At 39.8% G+C, this 22,884-nt stretch carries 28 protein-coding genes; 20 read left to right on the top strand and 8 right to left on the bottom strand.

Annotation, left to right across the window (positions count from 1 at the left end):
• Positions 1 to 7 precede the first annotated feature (7 nt).
• The 16 genes from rplX to rplQ all read left to right on the top strand — a co-directional run bounded on the left by rplX (position 8) and on the right by rplQ (position 8,052).
• Positions 8 to 325 (top strand): 50S ribosomal protein L24, encoded by a 318-nt coding sequence (gene rplX / locus CYCPU_RS0108830; protein WP_015006508.1) that lies wholly within the window; start codon positions 8 to 10, stop codon positions 323 to 325.
• A gap of 15 nt (positions 326 to 340) precedes the next feature.
• Positions 341 to 886: a 50S ribosomal protein L5 gene (gene rplE / locus CYCPU_RS0108825; protein WP_015006507.1), complete on the top strand. Its 546-nt coding sequence runs from the start codon at positions 341 to 343 to the stop codon at positions 884 to 886.
• Positions 887 to 889: 3 nt separating this feature from the next.
• The gene (gene rpsN / locus CYCPU_RS0108820) at positions 890 to 1,195 is read left to right on the top strand and encodes a 30S ribosomal protein S14 (RefSeq protein WP_015006506.1); all 306 of its coding nucleotides are present in this window, start codon (positions 890 to 892) and stop codon (positions 1,193 to 1,195) included.
• A gap of 15 nt (positions 1,196 to 1,210) precedes the next feature.
• Positions 1,211 to 1,609 (top strand): 30S ribosomal protein S8, encoded by a 399-nt coding sequence (gene rpsH, locus CYCPU_RS0108815; protein WP_015006505.1) that lies wholly within the window; start codon positions 1,211 to 1,213, stop codon positions 1,607 to 1,609.
• Positions 1,610 to 1,622: 13 nt separating this feature from the next.
• On the top strand, positions 1,623 to 2,156 hold the full coding sequence (rplF, locus tag CYCPU_RS0108810; RefSeq protein ID WP_015006504.1) for a 50S ribosomal protein L6: 534 nt from the start codon (positions 1,623 to 1,625) through the stop codon (positions 2,154 to 2,156).
• Positions 2,157 to 2,164: 8 nt separating this feature from the next.
• Entirely contained in the window at positions 2,165 to 2,518 is a 354-nt protein-coding gene (gene rplR / locus CYCPU_RS0108805) for a 50S ribosomal protein L18 (protein ID WP_015006503.1), read from the top strand.
• An 8-nt stretch (positions 2,519 to 2,526) separates the two neighbouring features.
• A complete protein-coding gene (rpsE, locus tag CYCPU_RS0108800) occupies positions 2,527 to 3,036 on the top strand; it encodes a 30S ribosomal protein S5 (protein WP_015006502.1) in 510 nt (169 codons plus the stop codon).
• A gap of 5 nt (positions 3,037 to 3,041) precedes the next feature.
• Positions 3,042 to 3,227, top strand: a complete 186-nt coding sequence (gene rpmD / locus CYCPU_RS0108795) for a 50S ribosomal protein L30 (protein WP_015006501.1) — start codon at positions 3,042 to 3,044, stop codon at positions 3,225 to 3,227.
• A 1-nt stretch (position 3,228) separates the two neighbouring features.
• Positions 3,229 to 3,660, top strand: coding sequence for a 50S ribosomal protein L15 (gene rplO, locus CYCPU_RS0108790; RefSeq protein ID WP_015006500.1), 432 nt, complete (start codon positions 3,229 to 3,231; stop codon positions 3,658 to 3,660).
• A gap of 3 nt (positions 3,661 to 3,663) precedes the next feature.
• A complete protein-coding gene (gene secY, locus CYCPU_RS0108785) occupies positions 3,664 to 4,998 on the top strand; it encodes a preprotein translocase subunit SecY (RefSeq protein WP_015006499.1) in 1,335 nt (444 codons plus the stop codon).
• 23 nt (positions 4,999 to 5,021) lie between these two features.
• Positions 5,022 to 5,135 carry a 50S ribosomal protein L36 gene (gene rpmJ / locus CYCPU_RS11940; protein WP_016389921.1) on the top strand — a complete coding sequence of 38 codons (114 nt, stop codon included), beginning with the start codon at positions 5,022 to 5,024 and terminating at the stop codon, positions 5,133 to 5,135.
• Between the two features lie 76 nt (positions 5,136 to 5,211).
• Entirely contained in the window at positions 5,212 to 5,568 is a 357-nt protein-coding gene (gene rpsM / locus CYCPU_RS0108780; RefSeq protein ID WP_015006498.1) for a 30S ribosomal protein S13, read from the top strand.
• Between the two features lie 25 nt (positions 5,569 to 5,593).
• Complete coding sequence (gene rpsK / locus CYCPU_RS0108775; RefSeq protein ID WP_015006497.1) at positions 5,594 to 5,980, top strand: 30S ribosomal protein S11; 387 nt, start codon at positions 5,594 to 5,596, stop codon at positions 5,978 to 5,980.
• A gap of 13 nt (positions 5,981 to 5,993) precedes the next feature.
• Positions 5,994 to 6,620, top strand: coding sequence for a 30S ribosomal protein S4 (rpsD, locus tag CYCPU_RS0108770; protein WP_015006496.1), 627 nt, complete (start codon positions 5,994 to 5,996; stop codon positions 6,618 to 6,620).
• A gap of 19 nt (positions 6,621 to 6,639) precedes the next feature.
• The gene (locus CYCPU_RS0108765) at positions 6,640 to 7,644 is read left to right on the top strand and encodes a DNA-directed RNA polymerase subunit alpha (protein WP_016389922.1); all 1,005 of its coding nucleotides are present in this window, start codon (positions 6,640 to 6,642) and stop codon (positions 7,642 to 7,644) included.
• Between the two features lie 15 nt (positions 7,645 to 7,659).
• Entirely contained in the window at positions 7,660 to 8,052 is a 393-nt protein-coding gene (rplQ, locus tag CYCPU_RS0108760) for a 50S ribosomal protein L17 (protein ID WP_016389923.1), read from the top strand.
• A gap of 62 nt (positions 8,053 to 8,114) precedes the next feature.
• Here rplQ and fdxA read toward each other — a convergent pair whose 3' ends face one another.
• Together fdxA and CYCPU_RS0108750 are read right to left on the bottom strand one after the other, a co-directional pair.
• Complete coding sequence (gene fdxA, locus CYCPU_RS0108755) at positions 8,115 to 8,438, bottom strand: ferredoxin FdxA (RefSeq protein WP_015006493.1); 324 nt, start codon at positions 8,436 to 8,438, stop codon at positions 8,115 to 8,117.
• 95 nt (positions 8,439 to 8,533) lie between these two features.
• Positions 8,534 to 9,295, bottom strand: coding sequence for a sulfite exporter TauE/SafE family protein (locus CYCPU_RS0108750; RefSeq protein WP_015006492.1), 762 nt, complete (start codon positions 9,293 to 9,295; stop codon positions 8,534 to 8,536).
• A gap of 103 nt (positions 9,296 to 9,398) precedes the next feature.
• Here CYCPU_RS0108750 and cysB point away from each other — a divergent pair, with 103 nt between their 5' ends.
• Positions 9,399 to 10,373, top strand: a complete 975-nt coding sequence (cysB, locus tag CYCPU_RS0108745; RefSeq protein ID WP_016389924.1) for an HTH-type transcriptional regulator CysB — start codon at positions 9,399 to 9,401, stop codon at positions 10,371 to 10,373.
• Between the two features lie 14 nt (positions 10,374 to 10,387).
• Here the strand turns inward: cysB and CYCPU_RS0108740 are convergent, their stop codons facing one another.
• The gene (locus tag CYCPU_RS0108740) at positions 10,388 to 11,104 is read right to left on the bottom strand and encodes a phosphoadenylyl-sulfate reductase (RefSeq protein ID WP_016389926.1); all 717 of its coding nucleotides are present in this window, start codon (positions 11,102 to 11,104) and stop codon (positions 10,388 to 10,390) included.
• Between the two features lie 112 nt (positions 11,105 to 11,216).
• Positions 11,217 to 12,800 carry a glutamate--cysteine ligase gene (gene gshA, locus CYCPU_RS0108735; protein WP_020162518.1) on the bottom strand — a complete coding sequence of 528 codons (1,584 nt, stop codon included), beginning with the start codon at positions 12,798 to 12,800 and terminating at the stop codon, positions 11,217 to 11,219.
• Between the two features lie 90 nt (positions 12,801 to 12,890).
• Between gshA and CYCPU_RS0108730 the strand changes: the two genes are divergently transcribed.
• Positions 12,891 to 13,685, top strand: a complete 795-nt coding sequence (locus CYCPU_RS0108730) for a thermonuclease family protein (RefSeq protein WP_020162517.1) — start codon at positions 12,891 to 12,893, stop codon at positions 13,683 to 13,685.
• 24 nt (positions 13,686 to 13,709) lie between these two features.
• On the opposite strand, the gene moeA is transcribed toward CYCPU_RS0108730, so the two are convergent.
• Genes moeA through CYCPU_RS0108710 form a run of 4 tightly spaced genes read right to left on the bottom strand, consistent with a single transcriptional unit; the run spans position 13,710 to position 17,196 of the window.
• Positions 13,710 to 14,978: a molybdopterin molybdotransferase MoeA gene (moeA, locus tag CYCPU_RS0108725; protein ID WP_020162516.1), complete on the bottom strand. Its 1,269-nt coding sequence runs from the start codon at positions 14,976 to 14,978 to the stop codon at positions 13,710 to 13,712.
• A 1-nt stretch (position 14,979) separates the two neighbouring features.
• The gene (locus CYCPU_RS0108720) at positions 14,980 to 15,684 is read right to left on the bottom strand and encodes an energy-coupling factor ABC transporter ATP-binding protein (protein ID WP_020162515.1); all 705 of its coding nucleotides are present in this window, start codon (positions 15,682 to 15,684) and stop codon (positions 14,980 to 14,982) included.
• On the bottom strand, positions 15,681 to 16,382 hold the full coding sequence (locus CYCPU_RS0108715; protein WP_015006485.1) for an ABC transporter permease: 702 nt from the start codon (positions 16,380 to 16,382) through the stop codon (positions 15,681 to 15,683). Before CYCPU_RS0108715 ends, CYCPU_RS0108720 begins: the two co-directional genes overlap by 4 nt.
• On the bottom strand, positions 16,375 to 17,196 hold the full coding sequence (locus tag CYCPU_RS0108710; protein WP_015006484.1) for an ABC transporter substrate-binding protein: 822 nt from the start codon (positions 17,194 to 17,196) through the stop codon (positions 16,375 to 16,377). The genes CYCPU_RS0108715 and CYCPU_RS0108710 overlap by 8 nt, the downstream gene beginning before the upstream one ends.
• A gap of 306 nt (positions 17,197 to 17,502) precedes the next feature.
• Here CYCPU_RS0108710 and CYCPU_RS0108705 point away from each other — a divergent pair, with 306 nt between their 5' ends.
• Positions 17,503 to 17,865, top strand: a complete 363-nt coding sequence (locus CYCPU_RS0108705; RefSeq protein WP_015006483.1) for a PilZ domain-containing protein — start codon at positions 17,503 to 17,505, stop codon at positions 17,863 to 17,865.
• 100 nt (positions 17,866 to 17,965) lie between these two features.
• Entirely contained in the window at positions 17,966 to 22,804 is a 4,839-nt protein-coding gene (locus CYCPU_RS0108700; protein WP_020162514.1) for an NAD-glutamate dehydrogenase, read from the top strand.
• Positions 22,805 to 22,884: the final 80 nt, after the last annotated feature.

Here is a 22,884-nt window from a genome sequence, read left to right as displayed (position 1 = left end):
ATTAATTATGAATAAAATAAAGAAAGGTGATGAAGTAATCGTTTTAACAGGGAAAGATAAGGGTAAAAAAGGCCTAGTTCTTTCTGTTGTTTCTGATGAAAAAGTTTTGGTTGAAGGAATTAATTCAGTAAAAAAACATCAAAAACCTAATCCTAATAAAGGTATTGAAGGTGGGATTATTGAGAAGCAAATGCCGATCAATGTCTCTAATGTTGCTATCTATAATGCTCAAACTAACAAGGCTGATAGAGTTGGTTTTAAAGTACTTGAAGATGGTAAGAAGGTTCGTTACTTCAAATCAAATAATGAAGTGCTTGACGCTTAAGAAATAGAGAATTTTATGTCAAATTTAGAAGAACGCTATAAAAAAGAAATCATTCCTGCTTTATTAAAGGAATTGAATCTTAAGACTGTTATGGAAGTGCCTAAGATCACTAAAATAACACTTAATATGGGTGTTGGTGAGGCTGTTGCTGATAAAAAAATTATCCAAAATGCTGTCTCTGACCTAGAAAAGATTTCAAGCCAGAAGCCAATTATTACGATTTCAAAAAAATCAATCGCTGGTTTCAAAATAAGGGACGATATGCCAATTGGCTGTAAAGTCACTTTAAGAAATGAGCGTATGTATGATTTTCTTCAGAGACTTATCTCAATTGCAATTCCTAGAATTAGGGATTTTCGTGGCTTAAGTGATAAATCTTTTGATGGACGAGGTAACTACTCTCTTGGTGTAACTGAGCAAATAATCTTCCCTGAAATTGATTACGACAAGATTGATACGCTACGTGGGCTGGATATTGCTATTACGACAAGTGCTAAGAATGACGAGCAAGGTCGTGCTTTATTGAAAGCATTCAATTTTCCCATTAAACAACAAGGTTAAGAAATGGCTAAGAAATCAATGATAGCTAGAGAAAATAAACGAATTCGTTTAGTGGCTAAATATGCTGCCAAAAGAGCAGCGCTTAAAGAAATTATTAGAAACCCTAAGTCTACTTTTGAACAAGTAACAGAGGCACAAACAAAATTAGTGTCTTTACCTCGTGATTCAAGTGCGTCTCGTGTTCGTAACCGTTGTAATATGACCGGTCGACCACATGGCTACTATAGAAAGTTTGGTCTTGGACGTAACAAGTTACGTGAAGCTACGATGCGCGGTGATGTACCGGGCTTATCTAAAGCTAGCTGGTAAAGAAGGAGTATTAAAATGAGTATGAGTGATCCAATTGCAGATATGTTAACTCGCATTCGTAATGCGCAGTCTGCTGAAAAAGCTGTAGTTAGAATGCCCTTTTCTACTAAAAAACAAGCATTAGCTAACATTTTAGAACAAGAAGGTTTTGTAAGTGGTTCGACTAAAATCGAAGACTCAAAAAGTAAGCCTGAGTTAGAGATTACGTTGAAATATTTTCAAGGTAAACCAGTTATTGAGACAATCGACCGTGTCAGCAAACCTGGTTTACGTATTTATAAATCAAAAGATGAACTTCCTAAAGTTAAGGGTGGTTTAGGTGTGGCTATTATTTCTACATCTAAAGGCTTGTTAGCTGATCGTACAGCGAGAGCTGAAGGTCATGGTGGTGAAGTTCTTTGTTACGTAAGTTAGGTTAGGTTTTATTATGTCAAGAATTGCGAATAATCCAGTTGTATTGCCTGCAGGTGTAGAGTTCAACAATGCTAACGGTCACTTATCTGTTAAAGGTAAAAATGGCGAGCTTAGCTGTGAATTGTTTAAGTGTGTTGATATTGATGTTAACGATAACGTTCTTTCCTTTAAAGCAAATAATAAAGTGAAAGGTTCTATCGCATTAACCGGTACTCAACGAGCGCTTGTTAACAATATGGTCGTTGGCGTAACTGATGGGTTTGAAAAGAAATTAGAATTACGTGGTGTTGGTTACAGAACACAGGTTAAAGGAAAAACTCTTAACTTAACCTTAGGTTTTTCTCACCCTGTTGAATATGATATTCCAGAAGGTATTACGATTGAAACACCTTCTCAAACTGAAATTGTTATCAAGGGTTGTGATAAACAATTAGTTGGTCAAGTTGCTGCTAATATTCGTGCATATCGTTCACCAGAACCATACAAAGGTAAAGGTATTAGGTATGTTGGTGAGCACGTTGTTATGAAAGAAGCTAAGAAGAAATAGGCGGAATAATGAATAAGAAAACTTCACGTTTGCGTAGAGCAACCAAAACAAGGTCACGTATTAAAGAAAGTGGAAAAGCACGTTTAAGCGTGCACCGTTCACCACGTCATATATACGCACAAGTAATGACTGCTGATGGATCTAAGGTGCTTGTTTCCGCATCTACACTATTAAGTGATATTAAATCATCAGTAAAAAATTGTGGAAATATTGAAGCAGCCAGCGTAGTTGGTAAAACTATTGCTGAACGTGCCGTAGAAGCAGGTATAAAAGAAGTTGCTTTTGATCGTTCTGGATATAAATATCATGGCCGCGTTAAAGCACTAGCTGACGCTGCACGTGAAAATGGATTGGAATTTTAGAGGCAATTATGGCATCACAACCTGGACAAAATAATCAACAAGACGATTTACAAGAAAAATTAATTACCGTTAGAAGAATTTCTAAAGTAGTTAAAGGTGGACGTCAATTTAGGTTCTCTGCACTTGCTGTTGTAGGTGACGGTAACGGTCGTGTTGGTTTTGGTATTAGCAAAGCACGTGAGGTTCCTGTAGCTATACAAAAGGCGATGGAACAAGCACGCAAAAATATGGTTACAGTTAATTTAAGTGAGCATACATTGCAATATCCAATTACTGCTAAATATGGCGCTGCAGAAGTCTTTATGAAACCTGCTTCTGATGGTACTGGTATTATTGCTGGTGGCGCAATGCGTGCTGTATTTGAAGTTGTTGGTGTGCATGATGTGCTTGCAAAATGTGTTGGAAGTAACAATCCTGCTAACGTTGTTAGAGCAACTATTAAAGGTTTGTCTGATATGACGAATGCTGAACAAGTTGCTATGAAACGTGGAAAATCAGTCGCTGATATCATCGGGTAATAATAATGAGTGAAAAGAAAATCAAAGTAACAATGATTCGTAGTAAGAATGGTCGATTAGCATCACATAAAGCATGTGTTGCTGGTTTAGGCTTACGCAAAATCAATCAATCAGTTGAAGTTATTGATACACCTGAAAATCGAGGCATGATCAATAAAATTCATTACATGCTTAACGTAGAAGAGATTTAAAATGTTACTAAATACAATTAAACCAGCTGCTGGTAGTACAAAACCTGCAAAACGCGTTGGCCGTGGTATCGGCTCTGGATCAGGTAAAACTTGTGGTCGTGGTCATAAAGGTCAAAAATCACGATCAGGTGGAATGCCTAAAATCGGTTTTGAAGGTGGTCAAATGCCAATACAGCGTAGGCTTCCTAAAATTGGATTTACCTCTGCTAAAAAGAAATTAACAGCAGAAGTTAGGTTGCATGAGTTAAATAACTTAAATGATGAGATTGTTACAATTGAATCATTGATCGCCGCTAATATTGTTCCTGTTTTTACTAAAAAAGTTAAAATTATTTCATCTGGTGAATTGACTTCAGCGGTAAAATTACAAGGAATTTCTGCAACTGCTGGTGCCGTTAAGGCAATCGAAGCAGCTGGCGGCAGTTTAGCTTAATCAATGTCTGTACTTGGTTCATCAGCCTCAGGCGCAACTGGCGGGTTAAGCAAACTACCTGAACTACGAAAACGATTGTTTTTCGTTCTTGGTGCTTTGTTCGTGTTTCGTATTGGTGCGCATGTGCCAGTTCCTGGAATTGACCCTAAGGCACTATCATTAATGTTCGAGCAACAAGCTGGAACTATTCTTGATATGTTTAACATGTTCTCAGGTGGTGCGCTCAAAAGACTGAGTATTTTTGCGCTTGGAATAATGCCGTATATTTCTGCGTCTATTATTATCCAGTTAATGACGTCTGTTGTTCCAAAATTTGAGCAACTTAAAAAAGAAGGTGAATCTGGAAAACGTAAAATAACTCAATATACACGTTATTTCACGGTAGTACTTGCAACGTTTCAAGCGTTTGGTGTTGCTACAGCAATTCAAGGGCAATCTGCTGGCGGCTTACCGGTGGTATTTAATCCAGGTTTTGCTTTTATGTTTACTGCAGTAGTTACACTTGTCAGTGGGACGATGTTTCTTATGTGGTTAGGGGAACAAGTTACTGAACGTGGAATTGGTAACGGTATATCAATTATCATTTTTGGTGGTATTGTTGCAGGATTACCGAGTGCTATTGGTGGTACACTCGAATTAGTTAGAACAGGCGAAATGAACGCATTTATGGTTATTATGCTGTTCTTTATAGCTGTTGCTGTGACGGCATTTGTGATTTTTGTTGAGCGTGCTCAGCGAAGAATCACTATAAATTACGCTAAACGTCAGCAAGGTAATAAAATGATGGCGGGTCAGTCTAGTTTTTTACCGTTGAAGCTTAATATGGCAGGTGTGATCCCACCCATTTTCGCTTCAAGTATAATTTTATTTCCTTCAACTATTGCAGGTTGGTTTGGTAACAGTGAAGGAATGGGTTGGTTGCAAGATGTATCTAGTATGTTATCTCCTGGGCAGCCAATTTATGTGTTGCTTTATGCAGCAGCGATTATATTCTTTTGTTTTTTCTATACTGCATTAGTATTTAATTCAAGAGATACGTCGGATAACCTTAAAAAATCAGGTGCTTTTATTCCTGGTATCCGACCTGGTGAGCAAACAACTAAATATATAGATGCGGTTATTACAAAATTAACGTTGCTTGGTGCTATGTATATTACGGCTGTTTGTTTGTTACCTGAGTTTTTGATTGTTTATTGGAATGTGCCGTTTTATTTTGGTGGAACATCATTGTTAATTATCGTTGTTGTTGTCATGGATTTCATTGCGCAAATGCAAAGTCATCTTATGTCACAGCAATATGAAGGTTTAATGAAAAAAGCGAACCTTAAAAACAAATAAGTTAAGGTTAGTAGGAGTAAATTATGAAAGTAAGAGCATCAGTTAAGAAAATTTGTCGCAATTGTAAAGTTGTTCGTCGTAATAGAGTAATACGCATTATCTGCAAAGATGGGCGACATAAGCAACGTCAAGGCTAATATTTAAGCTTGTAGTTATTCGAAATAAAGATTAAAATTGCCGGTTTTCTACTGGCCAAAATAACGGAGAGAATTAATGGCACGTATCGCTGGTATTAATATACCTGATAATAAGCACATTGTTATTTCACTGACATCTATATATGGCGTTGGTCTTACTAGATCAAAAGCTATTTGTGCTGCAGCTGGAATTGATACAACAACTAAAGTTCGCGAACTATCTGAAGATCAATTAGAACTGATACGTGAAGAAGTCGGAAAATATTTAATAGAAGGCGATTTACGTCGTGAAGTTTCTATGAATATTAAACGCTTACTAGATTTGGGTTGCTTCCGTGGAATCCGTCATCGTAGAAGTTTACCTGTTCGAGGCCAGCGTACTAAAACAAACGCTAGAACCCGCAAGGGCCCTCGGAAACCAATTAGAAAGTAAGATTCAATTAAAGGATATTTGAAGTATGGCTAAACCAAGTCGTAGTAAGAAGAAAGTTAAAAAAAATGTAGTTGATGGAATTGTCCATGTACATGCTACATTTAATAACACGATCGTTACCATAACAGACCGTAAAGGCAATGCACTATCTTGGGCAACTGCTGGTGGGTCTGGATTTAGAGGTTCACGTAAAAGTACACCTTTTGCAGCTCAAGTTGCCGCTGAACGTGCCGGTGAAGTTGCGAAAGATTTTGGAATGAAAAATCTTGAAGTTAAGATTAAAGGCCCAGGTCCTGGTCGTGAATCTGCAGTACGTGCATTAAACAATATTGGTTTTAATATTACTTTTATTGAAGATGTAACACCTATTCCACATAATGGCTGTCGTCCGCCAAAGAAACGACGTGTATAACTAGGAAATTATTATGGCTAAATATACTGATTCAAAATGTCGTTTATGTCGTCGTGAAGGCGAAAAGCTTTTCTTGAAAGGCGAAAAATGCTACACAGCTAAATGTGCAATGGAAAAAAGAGCATACCCTCCTGGTCAACACGGGCAACGTCGTACTCGTTTATCAGACTATGCATTACAGCTTCGCGAAAAACAAAAACTACGTCGTATTTATGGCGTACTTGAAAAACAATTCCGTGGTTATTATGCTGAAGCAGCCCGTATTAAAGGCTCTACCGGTGAAAACTTATTGCAATTGTTAGAATGCCGTCTTGATAATGTCGTTTACAGAATGGGCTTTGCTGCTTCACGCTCTGAAGCAAGGCAGCTTGTTAGACATAACGGAATTGTTGTTAATGGTGTTCGTGTGAATATTCCTTCGTTTCAGGTTAAATCTGAAGATGTTATCGAAGTAATGGAAAGCTCAAAGAACCAAAACCGTATCAAATCTGCTCTTGAATTTGTTGAGCAACGTGGTGTGCCTGAGTGGATAGAGCTTGATATTAAAAAAATGCAAGGTATTTTCAAAGTCAAACCTGAGCGTTCTGACTTACCTGCAGAAATCAATGAACATCTTGTTGTTGAGCTGTACTCTAAGTAATCTTTAAAGAGGAAATATAATGCAAAATTTACTTTCAGGTTTTTTACAGCCTAAGGTTACAGGAGTTCAATCTATATCTCCTACATGTTCTAAAGTAACCATAGAACCAATGGAACGTGGATATGGTCACACTTTAGGTAATGCCTTAAGACGTGTTCTTTTATCTTCAATTTCAGGTTGCGCAGTGACCGAAATTAAAATTGAAGGTGTTTTACACGAGTACACAACAATCGATGGCGTCCAAGAAGATGTTATTGATATCATGTTGAATCTTAAAAATCTTGCGGTTAATCTAAATGCAAAAGATGAAGCCTATTTGACAATCGAAAAATCTGGAGAAGGTCAAGTTACTGCTGCTGACATTCAAATTGATCATGATGTTGAAATAGCGAATCCAGAACTTGTTATCGCCAATTTAACTGCCAATGGTAAGCTTTCCATGTCAATTAAAGTTGAACGGGGTTCAGGTTATCAGACAGCCGCTTCACGTAAACAAGATGATGAAGATTTACCGATTGGTACACTTTTATTAGATGCTTCTTTTAGCCCTATTAAGCGCATCTCTTATAATGTAGATACAGCTCGTGTTGAGCAACGTACTAACCTTGATAAGCTAATTATTGAGCTTGAAACAAACGGTACGACTGATCCTGAAGAAACGATTAGAGCGGCTGCAACGATTCTACATCATCATATTGCTGTTTTTGTTGACCTTAAAGACATTGTAGAAGTTCCTGAGGAACCTAAAGAACCTGAGTTCGATCCTATTCTATTACGTCCTGTTGACGATCTAGAACTGACGGTTCGATCAGCAAATTGTTTGAAAGCTGAACAAATTTTCTACATTGGTGACTTAATTCAACGTACTGAAGTTGAATTATTAAAAGCACCAAATCTTGGTAAAAAATCATTAACAGAAATTAAGGATGTTCTTGCTTCAAAGGGCATGTCTTTAGGTATTCGTCTTGAAAACTGGCCACCATCTAGTTTAATTACTAGTGATAGAGCTGTAGGTTCAATTTAATTTAAGGATTTAACTATGCGTCATCGTAAATCAGGTAGGCAACTTAATCGTAATAGCAGCCACCGTAAAGCAATGTTTAAAAATATGGCTAACTCTCTCATCGGTCATGAGGTTATTCGTACAACATTACCTAAAGCCAAAGAGCTTCGTCGTTTCATTGAACCTCTTATTACATCATCTAAGGAAGATACCGTTGCTAAAAGACGTTTAGTTTTTGCACGGTTAAGAGATAGAGACAGTGTTACGAAACTGTTTAATGATCTAGCTCCTCGTTATAAAGATCGCCCTGGTGGTTATCTACGAATTCTTAAATGTGGATTCAGACCTGGTGATGCTGCGCCTATGGCGTATGTTGAATTAGTCGATCGTGATGTGGAATCTGGTTCGGAAGAAATTATCGAATCTTGATCTGCTTGATAAGCATAAAAAAACCGGGCTTAGCCCGGTTTTTTTATGCTTAACTATTTTATTTATCTTTCTAAATAGTCTAATTTGTTTTCTTTGTTTGCCCATTCATCAGCATCTTCAGGTGCATCTTTTACATCAGTGATAACAGGCCAAGTTTGGGATAGGTCGGCGTTAATTTGAATAAATTCTTCTTGCCCTTCGGGTAATTCATCTTCTGAATAAATGGCTTCTACAGGGCACTCAGGTTCGCATAGTGTGCAATCAATACACTCATCTGGGTCGATGACTAGGAAGTTTGGCCCTTCATGAAAGCAATCTACTGGGCATACATCTACACAATCGGTGTATTTACATTTGATACATGATTCGGTTACTACGAATGTCATTTTATAATCCTTGTTGGTTTGTTTCTGTTGTTATTATATTCAATTTGAGAATCTAGCTCACATAAAATTGAATGTACTGTGATTTAATTGCCGTGTTAAATCGCAAACTTAATGCCAATTAGTAATAAAATGGTTGCGACGATATATTTTAATGTTTTCTCAGGCAGTTTTTCACCGACCATAGTGCCTAGATAGATTGCTGGCAATGAGCCAATGATCAAACTGATTAATAATTGGAAATCTATATGCCCTAATTGAAAATGTCCTAGGCCTGCTACTGCAGTTAGCGGTACGGCATGTGCTATGTCGGTGCCTACTATGGTTCTGGTTCTTAAACGAGGGTAGAGGAGTAATAAAAGCGCACCACCAATAGCACCTGCCCCAACTGACGATAAGGTGACCAGTATGCCTAGCACAAGGCCTAAGCAGATAATAATAAATGGGCTTGGCGTGTAGTCAGCAGGTTTTTTGAAGTGCCTTGCTATATTGTCTTTAAAAACTATAACTGCTGAGGTCAAGATTAGCATGATGCCTAGACTAATCGATATAATGCTTTCAAATGCTTCTGCTGATAAATTAAAGTATTGGATGATGTATATGCAAGATATTGAGCCTGGGATGCTACCTAGGCATAGATTTTTTACAATCATCCAGTCAATATTTTTAAGTTTTTGATGTGACCAAACGCCGCTTGCTTTTGTAATGGCTGCGTATAAAAGATCTGTGCCAACAGCAATCGCTGGTTGAACGTTGAAGCCAAGAACAAGTAGAGGCGTCATCAAAGAACCACCACCTACACCCGTTAGGCCAATTACGAAGCCTACAGCTGCGCCTGCTAATATATATAAGTAATCCAATGGGAGAAACCGAGCTATTAATATAACCTTGTAATATAAATCAATTCTCTTATAATAAAAAGGAATATATATTTCTATATTTATAACAAAAGAATATTAATCTATGAAGTTACAACAACTCCGTTATATCTGGGAAGTTTCAAAAAACAATCTTAATGTGTCAGCGACAGCTGAAACAATTTATACCTCGCAACCGGGTATAAGTAAACAAATTCGTATTTTAGAAGATGAGTTAGGTATTCCCATTTTCACTCGTAATGGCAAGCATTTAACTGACATGACGCCGGCCGGAAAAAAAATTATTAGCATAGCGGGCGAAATGTTAATGAAGGCAGAGAATATCAAAAATATTGCTAAAGAATATAAAAATCAAACAAAGGGCTTGCTATCGATTGCAACAACACATACTCAAGCACGTTATGCTTTACCGTCTATCATCAAAACATTTATGCAAGAAATGCCAGATGTTAGCTTAGATATTCAACAAGGTACGCCGGTACAAATTTCTGAAATGGTATCGCAAGGGAAAGTGGATCTTGCCATTGCAACGGAGGCTTTAGAGTTATTTGATAACTTGGTCATGATGCCTTGTTATTCTTGGGAACGGTGCATATTGGTTCCGAAGGGCCATGCGTTAACTAAAATTGATCGGCTAAGCCTTATTGATGTTGCGCTACACCCGCTGATAACTTATGTGTTTGGCTTTACTGGGCGATCTAAATTAGATGATGCATTTAAAGCACAAGGTTTAAGTCCAGATATTGCTTTAACAGCGGTAGATGCGGATGTCATTAAGACATATGTCAGGCTTGGACTTGGGGTAGGGATTGTTGCGCGGATGGCCTATGACGAACAAGTAGATAATGATCTGGTGGCATTAGATGCTGGACATCTTTTTGGCACCAGCATCACTAAAATAGGTATCCGTAAAGATACCTTCTTACGTGGCTATATGTATGAGTTTATTCATTTATTTGCGCCGCATCTAACACAAGCAGTTATCAATCAAGCGATGGAACTTAAGGAGCAATCGGCTATTGATAAGCTATTTGAGGGTGTAAGCTTGCCTCATTTCTAAGGGGCAATAACTTTCTAGCGAGGTTTGCTTAAACTTGAGTGTAATCCGCATTCTTTACTCTCTGCAGCTTCCCACCACCATCGCCCCTCCCTAGGATCTTGGTGCGGTAAGGTGGCCCTTGTACAAGGTTCACAACCAATACTAATAAACCCTTGGTTATGTAACGGGTTAAACGGGACTTCCAGAGCACGTATATACGACCAGACCTGTTCTGAAGTCCAATGACACAAGGGGTTAAACTTTAGCAGTTCCGTGTTTTTGCCGCTAAAAGCAGTGTCAATTTCAGCAATATTAAGGCTATCACGAGTGGCTTTACTTTGGTCACGTCGTTGGCCTGTTATCCAGCCAGAATAAGCCGTTAAATGCTGCTTTAATGGCTGAACTTTCCTAATGCCGCAACATTCTTTATGGCCATCTTGGTAAAAGCTGTATAAGCCTTTTTCGTGGGTTAAAGCTTGTAAAGCATCTTGGTTGGGGGATAAAACGGTAATTTTAATTTTATAATGGTCCATCACTGTTTGGATGAACTGGTATGTCTCAGGGTGAAGTCGTCCGGTATCTAAGGTGAAGACATTTGGTTTTAATCCAAGTTTGCATGCCATATCAATCAATATTACATCTTCGGCACCACTGAATGAAATAGCGAGGTCATCTAGCTGCGAGTAAATGGTTTTAAGAATGTCTCGTGGTTGCTTATTGTCCAGTTGGCTTTGGAGTGTTTGGATGTTCATATTAAGGCTCTAGTAAATGGCTAGCTGTCAGTGTAGCAAGAATCATCTATTTCAAAAATTCTAAAATGAGATATGAATAGAAGTAATGGTGTGTTGATATTAGATAAAATAACTAAACATTTTTAGTTTGCGCTAAATAGCGTTCTAAAAACTCATCAAATTCGACTGTATCACTGCTTTCTATCTCTCGTTGTTCGTCGATAGACTGTTGCCTTGCTTTTTCAAAACACTGCTGTTGCTCATTGTTGATGCTGTGCTGATTGAAGAAGGTATGATGTTTCTTGACCTGTTTCATTGCAAATTTGAAAAATGGAAGTTTTTGCTCTTTCATGGCCTTGAGTATTTTTGCAGAAGGGGTAAGTTCCACATCATTCAATTTAGCGATCTGTGCGGCGAGTGAATTGCTGTATGGTTTGGTTTTATCATCGGCATCAAGCGTCTCACAAAGCAGAGTCATTTCTTGGCAAATTTCTAATCCCCAATCTTTTAAGCTGATGCTGTCACCATTACGGCGTAACTTTAACCCTGGCTGTCGACCAGCAGAGGCGACTAAGGTTAAGTTTTTATCTACGCAAGCTTTATCCTCTGATGAAAGGGAAGGGCTGTCAGCCAATAAGCAAAAGATCATAAAGGCTTCTAAAAAGTGTAACTGTTGTTCATTAATACCGGCAGGGTCAAATGGGTTTAAGTCCACTGAACGAAGTTCAACATAACGTATACCGCGCTTTTTTAACGCTTGACTAGGGCTTTCCCCTGAGCGAGTAATTTGTTTAGGGCGAACGTTGCTGTAGTACTCATTCTCAATTTGCAAAATATTGGTATTAAGTTGCTGGTATTGTCCATTAGCATCTTTAACGCCAAAGGCCTCGTATTCAGCAAAAGGCGTTTGCGTAGCAGCTATTAGTCGAGCGACATACTTGTCAAGGCTGTTGTATGAAATGTTGATGTTCGATTGACTGTCATTTTTATAGCCAATATCGCTCATTCTAAGAGAGGTGCAATAAGGTTTGTACAGTGTGCCGGCATCAAACTCTTCGAAATCGTCGTGTTCTTGACCCTTAACGAACGATTTACAAATAGCAGGTGACGCGCCGAATAGGTATAAAATTAACCAGCCGTATCGGTGTAGGTTTCGTGCCATATCCATATATGACTGTGAAATGAAATCTTGCCTAGGCCGCGTGTCTTGCTCTAAAGATTGGTAAATGGGCCAAAACTTCTCTGGCAGAGAGTAGTTAAAGTGTATGCCTGCGATGGCTTGCATGCTTCGGCCATAACGGTGCCATAAGCCAATTCGATAAATATGTTTCATTTGACCAATATTGGATGAGCCATAATTGGCAATAGGAATACTCATGTCTCCATCAACAATACATGGCATGCTGGTACCCCATAACATTTCATTACCAAGGTGTTGGTAAGTATAGGAATGTACGGCCTCCATAAAGTTTAAGGTATCGGCCGTCTTGCTAAAAGGTGGGGTGATAAATTCGAGCAATGCCTCTGAATAATCAGTGGTGATGTAAGGGTTTGTTAAGGCAGATCCAAGGCCAGTAGGATGTGGGCTTTGAGCTATGTTCCCTTCAGGGGTTACGCGCAAACTTTCTTTTTCAATACCTTTTAATCCGTCACAAAGTGCGTCACCTTGCTGGTGATCAAGAAATTTTTTGAGTCTTTTTTGTATGCGTAAATACAACCTACACCTACCTGTTATTATTTATTGTTAAAAAGTTAATAGCCATAGGTATTATGGCTGAGCTAATTATAGGCTAATGGGCGGTGCAATATGTTAATTGATCATATTAAAAAAGACATTATCAGTCGGGCTTTTAGCGTTGTTTCTATCAGGCAATTTACATTCGTTACTTTTTTGCTGTTGTATCTAGTCGCGTGTTCTACCGTTCAGGCTGGGTCGTTATTAAAAGTAATCAATGTTATTGATGGTGATACTGTTGTGCTTAAAAATGGTTTGACGGTTCGTTTATTAGGCATTAATACGCCTGAAATGGGTTACAAGGGACGGGCTAGTGAAGCAGGAGCCGTTGCGGCAAAAAAGGCGTTGAAAAAATGGGTATTAAACAAAATGGTTTTAGTTGAATACGATGTCGAACAAAAAGATCGCTATGGTCGTATATTAGCGCATCTATTTTTAGACGATGGCCAACACATTAATTTAGAAATGCTTCGTAGTGGTCAAGCGACCCTGAGTATTCATCCGCCTAATCTTCGATATGCCCATCGTTTTAAAGCGATGCAACGACAGGCCGAGAAAAAGAAAATGGGTTTATGGTCCCTGCAGGCTTATCAGAAAAAGGCGGTTGAGGAGATTGCAAAAAATAGAGCTCAGGGCTGGGGGCGTTTTAGTGGGCAAGTCCAAAAAATAACGAAGGGTAAAAAAGGTGCAAAGTTGTGGCTAACTGATGAAGTGTATATTTGGATTAGCGTTGAAAACAAACGTTATTTTTTAACGTTAGACAGCTATAAAGGTAAACAACTTGAGGTTCGTGGTTGGCCTAGAAAGAGAGGCCAGTTGTGGTCAATTAACGTCATTCACTCAAGCCAGATTTTAATTGAGACTTAGCATGTTTTATGGGCTTATAAAGCCTTAAAAAAGGGCCGAAAATGGCTGGGTTATTACCCAGTCGCCTTTATTGATGGAGGGGCGCTCGTGTTCAAGAATGATAAAGGCATTTGCATCACTCATTGATCGTAAGATACCAGAGCCTTGTTTTCCTGTGGTGCTGACTTCCCATTCGCCGTTATTGTTCTTTGATAAAAACCCACGCTGGAACTCAGTACGCCCTGCAATTTTTCGAATAGAGTGTGTGCTCTTGGCTTGAATAGTTGGGCAAATTAATGGTGTTGTTAGCCCCATCATTTTTTGTAGGCAGGGTAAGGCAAATTGATAAAAGGTGACCATGACTGCGACAGGGTTACCGGGTAAGCCAAAAAACGTTGTATTGTCTATATGGCCAAAGGCAATGGGCCTACCGGGTTTTATAGCGACTTTCCAAAAATTGATAGAGCCAGTTTCTGCGAGTATTTGTTTGGTGTAATCGGCGGCTCCAACAGACACGCCGCCAGAGGTGAAAATAACATCGGCACTGTTTGATGCTAGTTTAAAAGCGCTGCGTAATTGTTCGGGGTCGTCTGCAATGATGCCCATGTCTAATACCTTGCAGCCTATTTTCTTTAATGCAGAAATCATACTGTAGCGGTTACTGTCATAAATACAGCCCTCACGTGGAGGCTCTCCAAGGCTAAGAAGTTCATCGCCGGTTGAAAAAACAGCAATGGTTAGTGGCGTTTTAACATGAACTTCTGAAATACCTAAAGAGGCAATGAGACCAATTTGTGGCGGTGTTAATTTAATGCCTGCTTCCAAAACAGTATGATTTTGTTGGATATCTTCGCCTGCTTGGCGAACATTTTGTCCGTTTTTATGCCGTGCATCAATATGAATGGTGTTGTCATGTATTTCTACATGTTCTTGCATAATAACGGTATCGGCAGCGTCAGGCATTTGTGCGCCAGTCATTATTTGTAGGCACTCGCCTTGCTTTAAGCGACCTTTATAAGGGTGCCCAGCAACAATACGACCAACAATGTTTAATGTTTTGATTTCCCCGCTGCTGGGTAAATCAGTATGTATTATTGCATAGCCATCAACGGCTGCATTGCGGTGTGAAGGAACGTTGATTGGCGAAAGAATGGGGGCTGCGAGTATTCGGTCAACAGCCGAAGTTAATGGAATATGTTCACTGCCGCTTTTTTCTGCAACAGCGTTTAACATTTTCAGCAAGGCGGCATCGACGCTTAAGGTGTCTGCTTCATTGTCGTCGCTACAACTACTTTGTACGTCTACTCTATTCATATTATGAAGTTTTTTTTGCGGTGTTTATCATTGTCACGTTATTTGAATTAGGTGGACGTATTAGGGCATTACCATGCTCAATATGAATATGGTGATCGGCAATATGTTCAACAGTATGTGCTTCGTGGCTGCTGATCATAATGGTAACCCCTTCATCTTTGAGTCGCTGTAATAGCTTGGCTGTTTGTTGTTTTGCAGTACTGTCCATACTTGCGGTTGGTTCGTCTAGCAGCAATAAGCGCGGCGATAAAATACGTGCGCGAGTCAACGCAACACGTTGTTTTTCACCGCCAGATAATTGTTTGGCTGGGCGGTGGGCAAGATGCGATAAATCTGCCCAATCTAATGCTTGCGTGACTTTTTTATGCACATTGCTTTTGCGTTCGCCTGATCGATACAGTCCATAAGCAATATTGTCAGTAACGCTGGCATCAAATAAATACGGTTGTTGATGTAAATAGATGATGTCTTTTTGGATGTAAGCTTTGGCTTGCTTCCAGTTGAGCGTTAAACCTTGGTAGTTAATGCTGGCTGAATCAGGCTTTAATAAACCACTCATTATTTTTAATAACGTGGTTTTTCCCGATCCATTTTGACCAGTTAAGAGTGTGCATTGGCGGGCGGGTATATCGAGATGCTTGATATTTAAAACCAGTTTTCCAGACAAGGTAATAGCGAGGTTTTTATAACTAACTAATGTGCTCATGCTTTTAATTCCCCTTTACCTTGAAAGATCGAAATGCCTGCATTCAAGCTTAAGGACAGTAACAGTAAAACCATGCCAAGTGCAATGCCTTGAGCGAACTCGCCTTTGCTGGTTTCTAAGGCGATAGCGGTAGGAATGTTACGTGTGGAGTGAAGAATATTACCGCCAACCATCATAGAACAACCAATTTCAGCAACCACGCGACCAAAGCCGGCAACAACAGCAGCAATTAAGCCAAAACGTACTTCGTATATTAGTGTGAAAAAAGCCCTCCAAGGCTTTGCGCCTAAGGTGATAGCCGTTTCCCAAGCGCGCCGGTCTGCAGCTTGAAAAGAGGCATGAGCCATTGCGACTAATAATGGAAAGCTCAGCATAACTTGGCCGATAACCATTGCTTGGCTGGTGAATAAAAGCCTCAAATCTCCTAATGGGCCGCTACGCGATAAAATTAAATAAAGTGTTAAGCCAACAATGACGGCGGGGACAGACATAAAGGTATTAAATAAAGAAATGAGCACTCTACGCAAGGGAAATTCGAAAAAAGCCAATATAAAGGCAATCAGCATCGCAAAGGGCGTGGCAATCAAAATAGCCGACATAGATACGCCAAATGAGAGCGAGATAATTTCCCAAATATCATCATGACCGCTCAGTAACAACTGAAAGGCATTTATGCAAGCTTGGCTTAAATCATTCACTGGTCATGACGTCTTTAATGGCGGTTGGGTAAAAAAGACGTTGCTCGTTTTTTTGAAAGGTATCGATAAGGCGTTGTCCTGCTGGCGAGGTTACCCAAGCGATAAGTGACATGGCTTTTAAGTATTGAATGTCTTTATGCAAAGCAGGATTTACCGCAATAATGCCATAAGGGTTTTTTAGTAAAACACTGCCTTGATTTAAAATAGTGAGTGACAGTTTGTCTTTATAGGCCAGCCAAGTGCCTCGGTCAGTTAAGGTATAAGCGCCCAATTCATCAGCCATTAACAATACTTTTCCCATGCCTTGTCCTGCTTCCTTATACCAAGGGCCACGGGGCTTCAAATTAGCTTGGCCCCATATGGAGCGTTCTTTATTATGCGTTCCAGAATTATCTCCACGAGAAATAAAAGACACTTGCTTAGCGGCAATTTGCTTGAGTGCATTCAGTGTGTTTTTCTGGTTTTTAATATGAGCAGGGTCGGTAACAGGGCCGACGATGACGAAGTCATTTTCCATCACATCACGTCGATTAACGCCAAAACCTTCGGCAATAAAAATATTTTCGGCTTGTCTTGCATGAACCATCACAACGTCGGCATCGCCTTTGCGGGCCATTTGAAGTGCTTTGCCGGTTCCTACGGCAATTACATCAACTTGGATGCCCGTTTGCTGAGTAAAGGCGGGTAGTAATTGTGCCAAAAGACCTGAATTCTCAGTGCTTGTTGTCGTTGCTAGGCGTAAGGGGTCTTGAGCATAACTTATGGCGCTAAAAATCAGCGATAGAAGAGTGATAAGTAGACAGCTTTTTTTCACTTTATATAGAGAGTCTTTAGTTTAAAAATTCAATGTTAACGTTGGGATGCTAACGGAGCAAGGGAAAGCATTATTTTATCGCTTAGTCGCAGCAATTAGCCGTGTTGTTAAGGTGTTTTGTCTTTATTTGCAGGCCTGTACAATAGATGGCTGAGGGTATGAAGAAAAACACAATAAGGTTATTAACATTAGCGGTAAGGTGATCTGTATTCTTGTTGGTTGGGCAGGTACAGAGCTAAAACTGTTGTACACGAAAACCTTAGAAACTATTTAATTGCGACTTACTTAGAGTAAGGTGGATCTACAGTGAGAGTTTATGAACGACAATATGTAAGAGTTGACTATCAACAAGAGGTGAAGTTGGAAACAGCCGAGCGTATAACGTTGATAGTGAGAGGGGAAAATATTTCTGTAGGTGGGTTAGGCATCTGCTGTGACCAAATGACCGCGCAAATGATTATGCCGAAAGGCTATCAACTAAATCCAGCAAAACCACTGCACTTGGGTGTTGAATTTGAGATGGAAGATAACTCGCTTAAAGCCACGTGCAGCATACAAAATAGTTACCGCTTAGCACAGGATTTATTTTGTTTTAACCTTAAGTTCATACGGCTTGAACAACAGGGGCAGCAACAATTAGAAAACTTCATACAGCAGCAACGGTTGTAGGGGGCGATAAGCTTATCTATTACCCAGTAGCCAGCAAAATAAGCACATCTTAAAGAAAATCTCCTATACTTAATTTTATCGATCAATAGAGAGGCTGTTAATGGTGACAGAGTTAAAAGAAAAAGAACAAATTTTTTCTCAGCTAGAAAAAATTATCAATCACCGTTTTGATAAAAAAGAAGAGCCTATTATTCGGAGCTTTATTAACGAATATTATCGTGACGTGGCTTGGGAGGATTTAGCAGAAAGAGAGCTGGATGACCTGTATGGAGCGGCGATTGCGCATTGGAATTTAGCGCAGTCTAGGCAAGGTGAAGAGTCTAAAGTCAATGTCTATAACCCTGACTTTGAAACTCATGGCTGGCAATCCCCTTATAGCATTATAGAAATAGTCACCATGGATAGACCGTTTTTATTGAATTCGTTAACAATGAATTTAAATCAAAGCGGCTTAACTTGTCACTTGGTTGTTCACCCCATTATTGAAGTCGTGCGTGATGAAAATGGCCTTCTTAAGCCTGGGCAAAGTAAAGAGCGCACAGTCAGTGAGTCAATGATTCGATTAGAAGTTGATCGCCAGGCTTCAAAGGGAGGCGGGCTTGAGCTGTTGGCAGATCAAGTTCAAAAAGTGATCACCTACAATACGGCGGTTAATGAAGACTGGAAAGCTAGTATTAATTCACTTCAGCAGTCTGCCGAGATGCTAAAAGAGTTTTCGCCAAAAGATAATAATGAAGATATTGACGAATCGTTAGCCTTTTTAAGCTGGCTTAAAGACGATAATTTTTTATTTCTTGGCTGTCGGGAATATGAGTTGGTTAAAGGTAATGAATCGGATGGTTTTAAAATTGTAGAAGGTTCCGGTAAAGGTATATTAAGAGATAAGCTAGCGGCTATCCCACAAGCTGATGTTATTCCTATAACGGATAAGGCATGCGACTTTATGAGTGAGCCATGCCCGTTAATTGTGACTAAGGCAACCACAAAATCTATTATTCATCGTCCTGCGTATATGGATTATGTTGGGGTAAAAAAATTCAATAAACACGGTGAGGTGATTGGCGAGTATCGATTTTTAGGGCTATACACATCAGCGGCTTACCTTGTCAGGGTGAGAGAAATCCCCTTAATACGCAAAAAAATCAGCAAAGTTTTTGCTAAATCAAACTTCAAGGAAAATAGCCACAGCGGCAAATCGTTAATGAATGTGCTAGAAGATTTGCCTCGAGATGAGTTATTTCATTCAAATGATGAGCAATTACTGAGTTTAGCGCTGGGGGTTCTAAAATTAAAAGAACGTCAACGGACTCGGGTGTTTGCAAGAATTGATGCGTATGGGCGCTTCGTATCAATGCTTGTTTACGTGCCTAGAGATCGCTACAACACGATGGCTAGAAAAAAAATGGAGCAGATCATTTGCGCTAAACTGCAAACCGATAGCGTAGATTTTAATGTCCAGTTTAGCGAGTCTATTTTTGCACGGATTCATTTTATGGTGCATACCAATACTGATTGGGTGGGTGAGTTTGATGTATCTGAAGTGGAAAGTGAAATCATTGAAGCGCTCAGAGATTGGAAGGACGATTTATTATCTTCTTTAGTTCATCGACATGGGGAAACGAAAGGCACAGAGCTTTGGAATCGTTATGGTGATGGTTTTACTTCGGCGTATAAAGATAACTATCCAGCTAGGTTTGCTGTGGCCGATATTGAAAAAGCCGAACGTTTAAAAGTCAGTGCCGACCAACAAATTCAAATGTCTTTGTATCAACCATTAGAGTCGCACGGCGAGGGTTTACAATTTAAGTTAATTAATAAGGGGGTGCCAGCTCCTTTATCGCAAACGTTACCGGTACTAGAAAACATGGGTGTTACGGTGTTTGATGAGCGACCGTTTGAAGTGACTGATCTATCATCACAGTCGAGTTACTGGGTGCATGATTTTGGTTTGGTGTACAACACAGAACTGCCTGACATAGAAAGTATAAAAGAAAACTTTCAATTGGTTTTTGAAAAGGTTTGGACTGGAAATATTGAGAACGATGGATTTAATCAGCTTGTCATTAAGGCAAACCTTGATTGGAAACAGATTATGTTACTGCGTGCCTATTATATGTATTTGCGGCAAGCAGGAATAACCTTTAGCCAGGCATATGTTCAGCAAACTTTGCAAAGTAACCCAATTATTGCGGGGCATTTAGTGCGCTTATTTGAGCTTAGATTTGACCCATCTATTAAAGCTAAAAAAACAAAAATTGGGCAGCAGGAAGCAGAGATTCTTGCTGAAATTGAGACGGTCGTGTCGCTAGATGAAGATCGAATTCTACGGCGGTATTTGAATTTAATTCAGTCAACATTACGGACAAATTATTACCAATGCACTGTCGATAGTACGGGTGTGCCGTATCTCTCGTTTAAGCTAAACCCAGAAGCGCTGACCGAGTTGCCGTCTCCGCGACCAAAATTTGAAATATTTGTTTATTCGCCTCGTGTTGAAGGGGTACATTTAAGAGGGGGCTCAGTTGCGCGTGGTGGCTTGCGTTGGTCAGATCGAAAAGAGGACTTTAGAACAGAAATTTTAGGCTTGATGAAAGCGCAGATGTCAAAAAATGCGGTGATCGTGCCAACCGGCGCTAAAGGTGGCTTTATCGTTAAGCGTTCTCTAGACGGCTTAACGCGTGACGAGATGATGGAAGAAGTGGTTGCTTGTTACAGTATTTTTATTGGTGCCTTGTTAGATATCACTGATAATTTGAAAGGTGAAAAAGTGATACCGCCACATGATGTGGTGCGGTATGACGATGATGATCCTTATCTAGTGGTGGCGGCAGATAAAGGGACAGCAACATTTTCTGATATTGCGAATAATATAGCTATTGAGCGTGACTTTTGGCTGGGTGATGCATTTGCATCAGGAGGTTCTGTCGGGTATGACCATAAAAAAATGGGCATTACCGCCAAAGGGGCTTGGGAGTCGGTAAAGCGACACTTTAGAGAGATAGGCGTCGATACTCAAACAACTCCTTTTAGCGTGATCGGAATTGGCGATATGGCCGGAGATGTGTTTGGTAACGGAATGTTGTTATCTGAAAAGATTAGGCTTATCGGTGCATTTAATCATATGCACATTTTTTTAGACCCAGACCCCGATATCAGTGCTTCATTTGAAGAGCGTAAGCGGTTATTTAAATTGCCACGTTCATCATGGAGTGACTATGACAAGGCGTTGATTTCGAAGGGTGGAGGTGTTTTTTCAAGGGCAGATAAATCTATTGCCCTCACGCCACCAATACAGAAGTTATTAGGCGTTAGCGATAAGGTGTTAACGCCTAATAATCTTATTCGAGCGATGCTAAAAGCGCCGGTAGATTTGTTGTGGAACGGTGGTATAGGAACGTATGTAAAATCTAGCATCGAGACGGATGCTGATGTAGGAGATCGGGCCAATGATGCACTAAGGGTTAACGGTCGAGAGCTTGCTTGCAAAGTGGTGGGTGAAGGCGGAAATTTAGGGTTTACCCAATTAGGCCGGATTGAATACGCGGCTAAAGGGCGCATTAATACCGATGCTATTGATAATGCTGCAGGTGTGGATTGCTCAGACCACGAAGTGAATATTAAAATCTTACTTAATAAATTGGTTGAGCAAGGCGATATGACCATTAAGCAGCGCAATGCTCTTCTTGCCAAGATGACCGATGAGGTCAGTACGTTGGTACTAAGAAATAATTACCTGCAAACACAAGCCATTACGATGGTTGAAAGCCAATCCTCAGACATGCTGGAAGTGCATGGGCGTTTGATCAACCAACTTGGTCAAGAGGGTCGGTTAGACCGTACAGTTGAGTTCTTACCAAGCCAAGAAGAAATAGAAGAGCGGAAGGCTAAAGGCGAGGGCTTGCATCGCCCCGAGTTGGCGGTGATTTTTGCCTATAGCAAGTTACTTTTAAAGGACTTAATGAAGGGCGCTTCAGTTATACAAGATGAAAATTTTAAACGAGAGTTATTGGCATACTTCCCATCAAACTTACGGGATAAATTTGTAAGCGCTATTGAGGAGCATCGCTTACGAGACGATATCATTGTTAATCAGGTAGTTAACAGTATGGTAAACCGGCTAGGGCCATCATTTGCCTTTAGAATGAAAGATGAAGCGGGTGCCTGTATTGATGAGGTTATTAAAAATTATAAGATTGCTTGCGAGATTTTTAATATAGAAGTGATATGGAGCGAGATTGAGGCGCTAGATAATAAAGTATCGCCCAAAGTGCAGATCGATATGTTGATGAATGTACGAAAGCTGGTTGAACGTACGATGTATTGGTTGCAGAGAAACCGTTCGCAAGTCGTTTCAGTTACCGACGTGACTGATGAGTTTGCTAAGAATGTTTCCCTAATAGGGGAAAAGATGATAACGCATGCTTCAGACGTTGAAAAAGAGCATGTTGAGCAGCGAGCTGCTTACTACCAAGAAGGCGGCGTGGATGAGGTATTAGCTAACAAGATTGCCTGTCTAGAGTTGGAGTTTGTTGCTTTAGATATTATTGCGGTGAACAGTATTGTTGATCGAGGTATAGAGGATGTTCTGTCTGTGTATTCGGTGGTTAGTAACGAACTTAAACTCAGTTGGTTGCATGGATGTATTAGTTATTTACCGCGGAAAAACTACTGGCAATCCTTGGCTCGGTCGGCTTTACGAGATGAATTGCATGCTGAAAATCGTGCCTTGTTAACGGCTATACTTAAATCATTTGATAAAGGCGATACTACGGAAAAAAGGCTCACTGAGTGGTGCTCTACTCAACGCGCTGATATTGATCGTTATTTGCACTTGGTGTCATTAATTCAAGCTGAAAGTGAAATGGAAATTGAGCAATTATCAGTCATTTTGAAGAAACTTCACTTAATTGTTGAGAAAAGCAAAGCGATGATATCTTAAATCGCTGTGGTGCTTTAAGTGATCGTAAAAAGGGCTGTGTATTCAGCCCTTTTTATTAAGGTATATGTCGTTAATGAGCG

Origin of the sequence: Cycloclasticus pugetii PS-1 (assembly GCF_000384415.1) — a bacterium.
Taxonomy (GTDB): Bacteria; Pseudomonadota; Gammaproteobacteria; order Methylococcales; family Cycloclasticaceae; genus Cycloclasticus; species Cycloclasticus pugetii.
Note: the sequence above shows the minus strand (reverse complement) of the source record. Positions and strands in the feature narration are given on the sequence as shown.

Coding starts and splice junctions, on each gene's coding strand:
- rplX (WP_015006508.1), top strand. CDS start 8: ATGAATAAAATAAAGAAAGGTGATGAAGTAATCGTTTTAACAGGGAAA.
- rplE (WP_015006507.1), top strand. CDS start 341: ATGTCAAATTTAGAAGAACGCTATAAAAAAGAAATCATTCCTGCTTTA.
- rpsN (WP_015006506.1), top strand. CDS start 890: ATGGCTAAGAAATCAATGATAGCTAGAGAAAATAAACGAATTCGTTTA.
- rpsH (WP_015006505.1), top strand. CDS start 1,211: ATGAGTATGAGTGATCCAATTGCAGATATGTTAACTCGCATTCGTAAT.
- rplF (WP_015006504.1), top strand. CDS start 1,623: ATGTCAAGAATTGCGAATAATCCAGTTGTATTGCCTGCAGGTGTAGAG.
- rplR (WP_015006503.1), top strand. CDS start 2,165: ATGAATAAGAAAACTTCACGTTTGCGTAGAGCAACCAAAACAAGGTCA.
- rpsE (WP_015006502.1), top strand. CDS start 2,527: ATGGCATCACAACCTGGACAAAATAATCAACAAGACGATTTACAAGAA.
- rpmD (WP_015006501.1), top strand. CDS start 3,042: ATGAGTGAAAAGAAAATCAAAGTAACAATGATTCGTAGTAAGAATGGT.
- rplO (WP_015006500.1), top strand. CDS start 3,229: ATGTTACTAAATACAATTAAACCAGCTGCTGGTAGTACAAAACCTGCA.
- secY (WP_015006499.1), top strand. CDS start 3,664: ATGTCTGTACTTGGTTCATCAGCCTCAGGCGCAACTGGCGGGTTAAGC.
- rpmJ (WP_016389921.1), top strand. CDS start 5,022: ATGAAAGTAAGAGCATCAGTTAAGAAAATTTGTCGCAATTGTAAAGTT.
- rpsM (WP_015006498.1), top strand. CDS start 5,212: ATGGCACGTATCGCTGGTATTAATATACCTGATAATAAGCACATTGTT.
- rpsK (WP_015006497.1), top strand. CDS start 5,594: ATGGCTAAACCAAGTCGTAGTAAGAAGAAAGTTAAAAAAAATGTAGTT.
- rpsD (WP_015006496.1), top strand. CDS start 5,994: ATGGCTAAATATACTGATTCAAAATGTCGTTTATGTCGTCGTGAAGGC.
- CYCPU_RS0108765 (WP_016389922.1), top strand. CDS start 6,640: ATGCAAAATTTACTTTCAGGTTTTTTACAGCCTAAGGTTACAGGAGTT.
- rplQ (WP_016389923.1), top strand. CDS start 7,660: ATGCGTCATCGTAAATCAGGTAGGCAACTTAATCGTAATAGCAGCCAC.
- fdxA (WP_015006493.1), bottom strand. CDS start 8,438: ATGACATTCGTAGTAACCGAATCATGTATCAAATGTAAATACACCGAT.
- cysB (WP_016389924.1), top strand. CDS start 9,399: ATGAAGTTACAACAACTCCGTTATATCTGGGAAGTTTCAAAAAACAAT.
- CYCPU_RS0108740 (WP_016389926.1), bottom strand. CDS start 11,104: ATGAACATCCAAACACTCCAAAGCCAACTGGACAATAAGCAACCACGA.
- CYCPU_RS0108730 (WP_020162517.1), top strand. CDS start 12,891: ATGTTAATTGATCATATTAAAAAAGACATTATCAGTCGGGCTTTTAGC.
- moeA (WP_020162516.1), bottom strand. CDS start 14,978: ATGAATAGAGTAGACGTACAAAGTAGTTGTAGCGACGACAATGAAGCA.
- CYCPU_RS0108720 (WP_020162515.1), bottom strand. CDS start 15,684: ATGAGCACATTAGTTAGTTATAAAAACCTCGCTATTACCTTGTCTGGA.
- CYCPU_RS0108700 (WP_020162514.1), top strand. CDS start 17,966: ATGGTGACAGAGTTAAAAGAAAAAGAACAAATTTTTTCTCAGCTAGAA.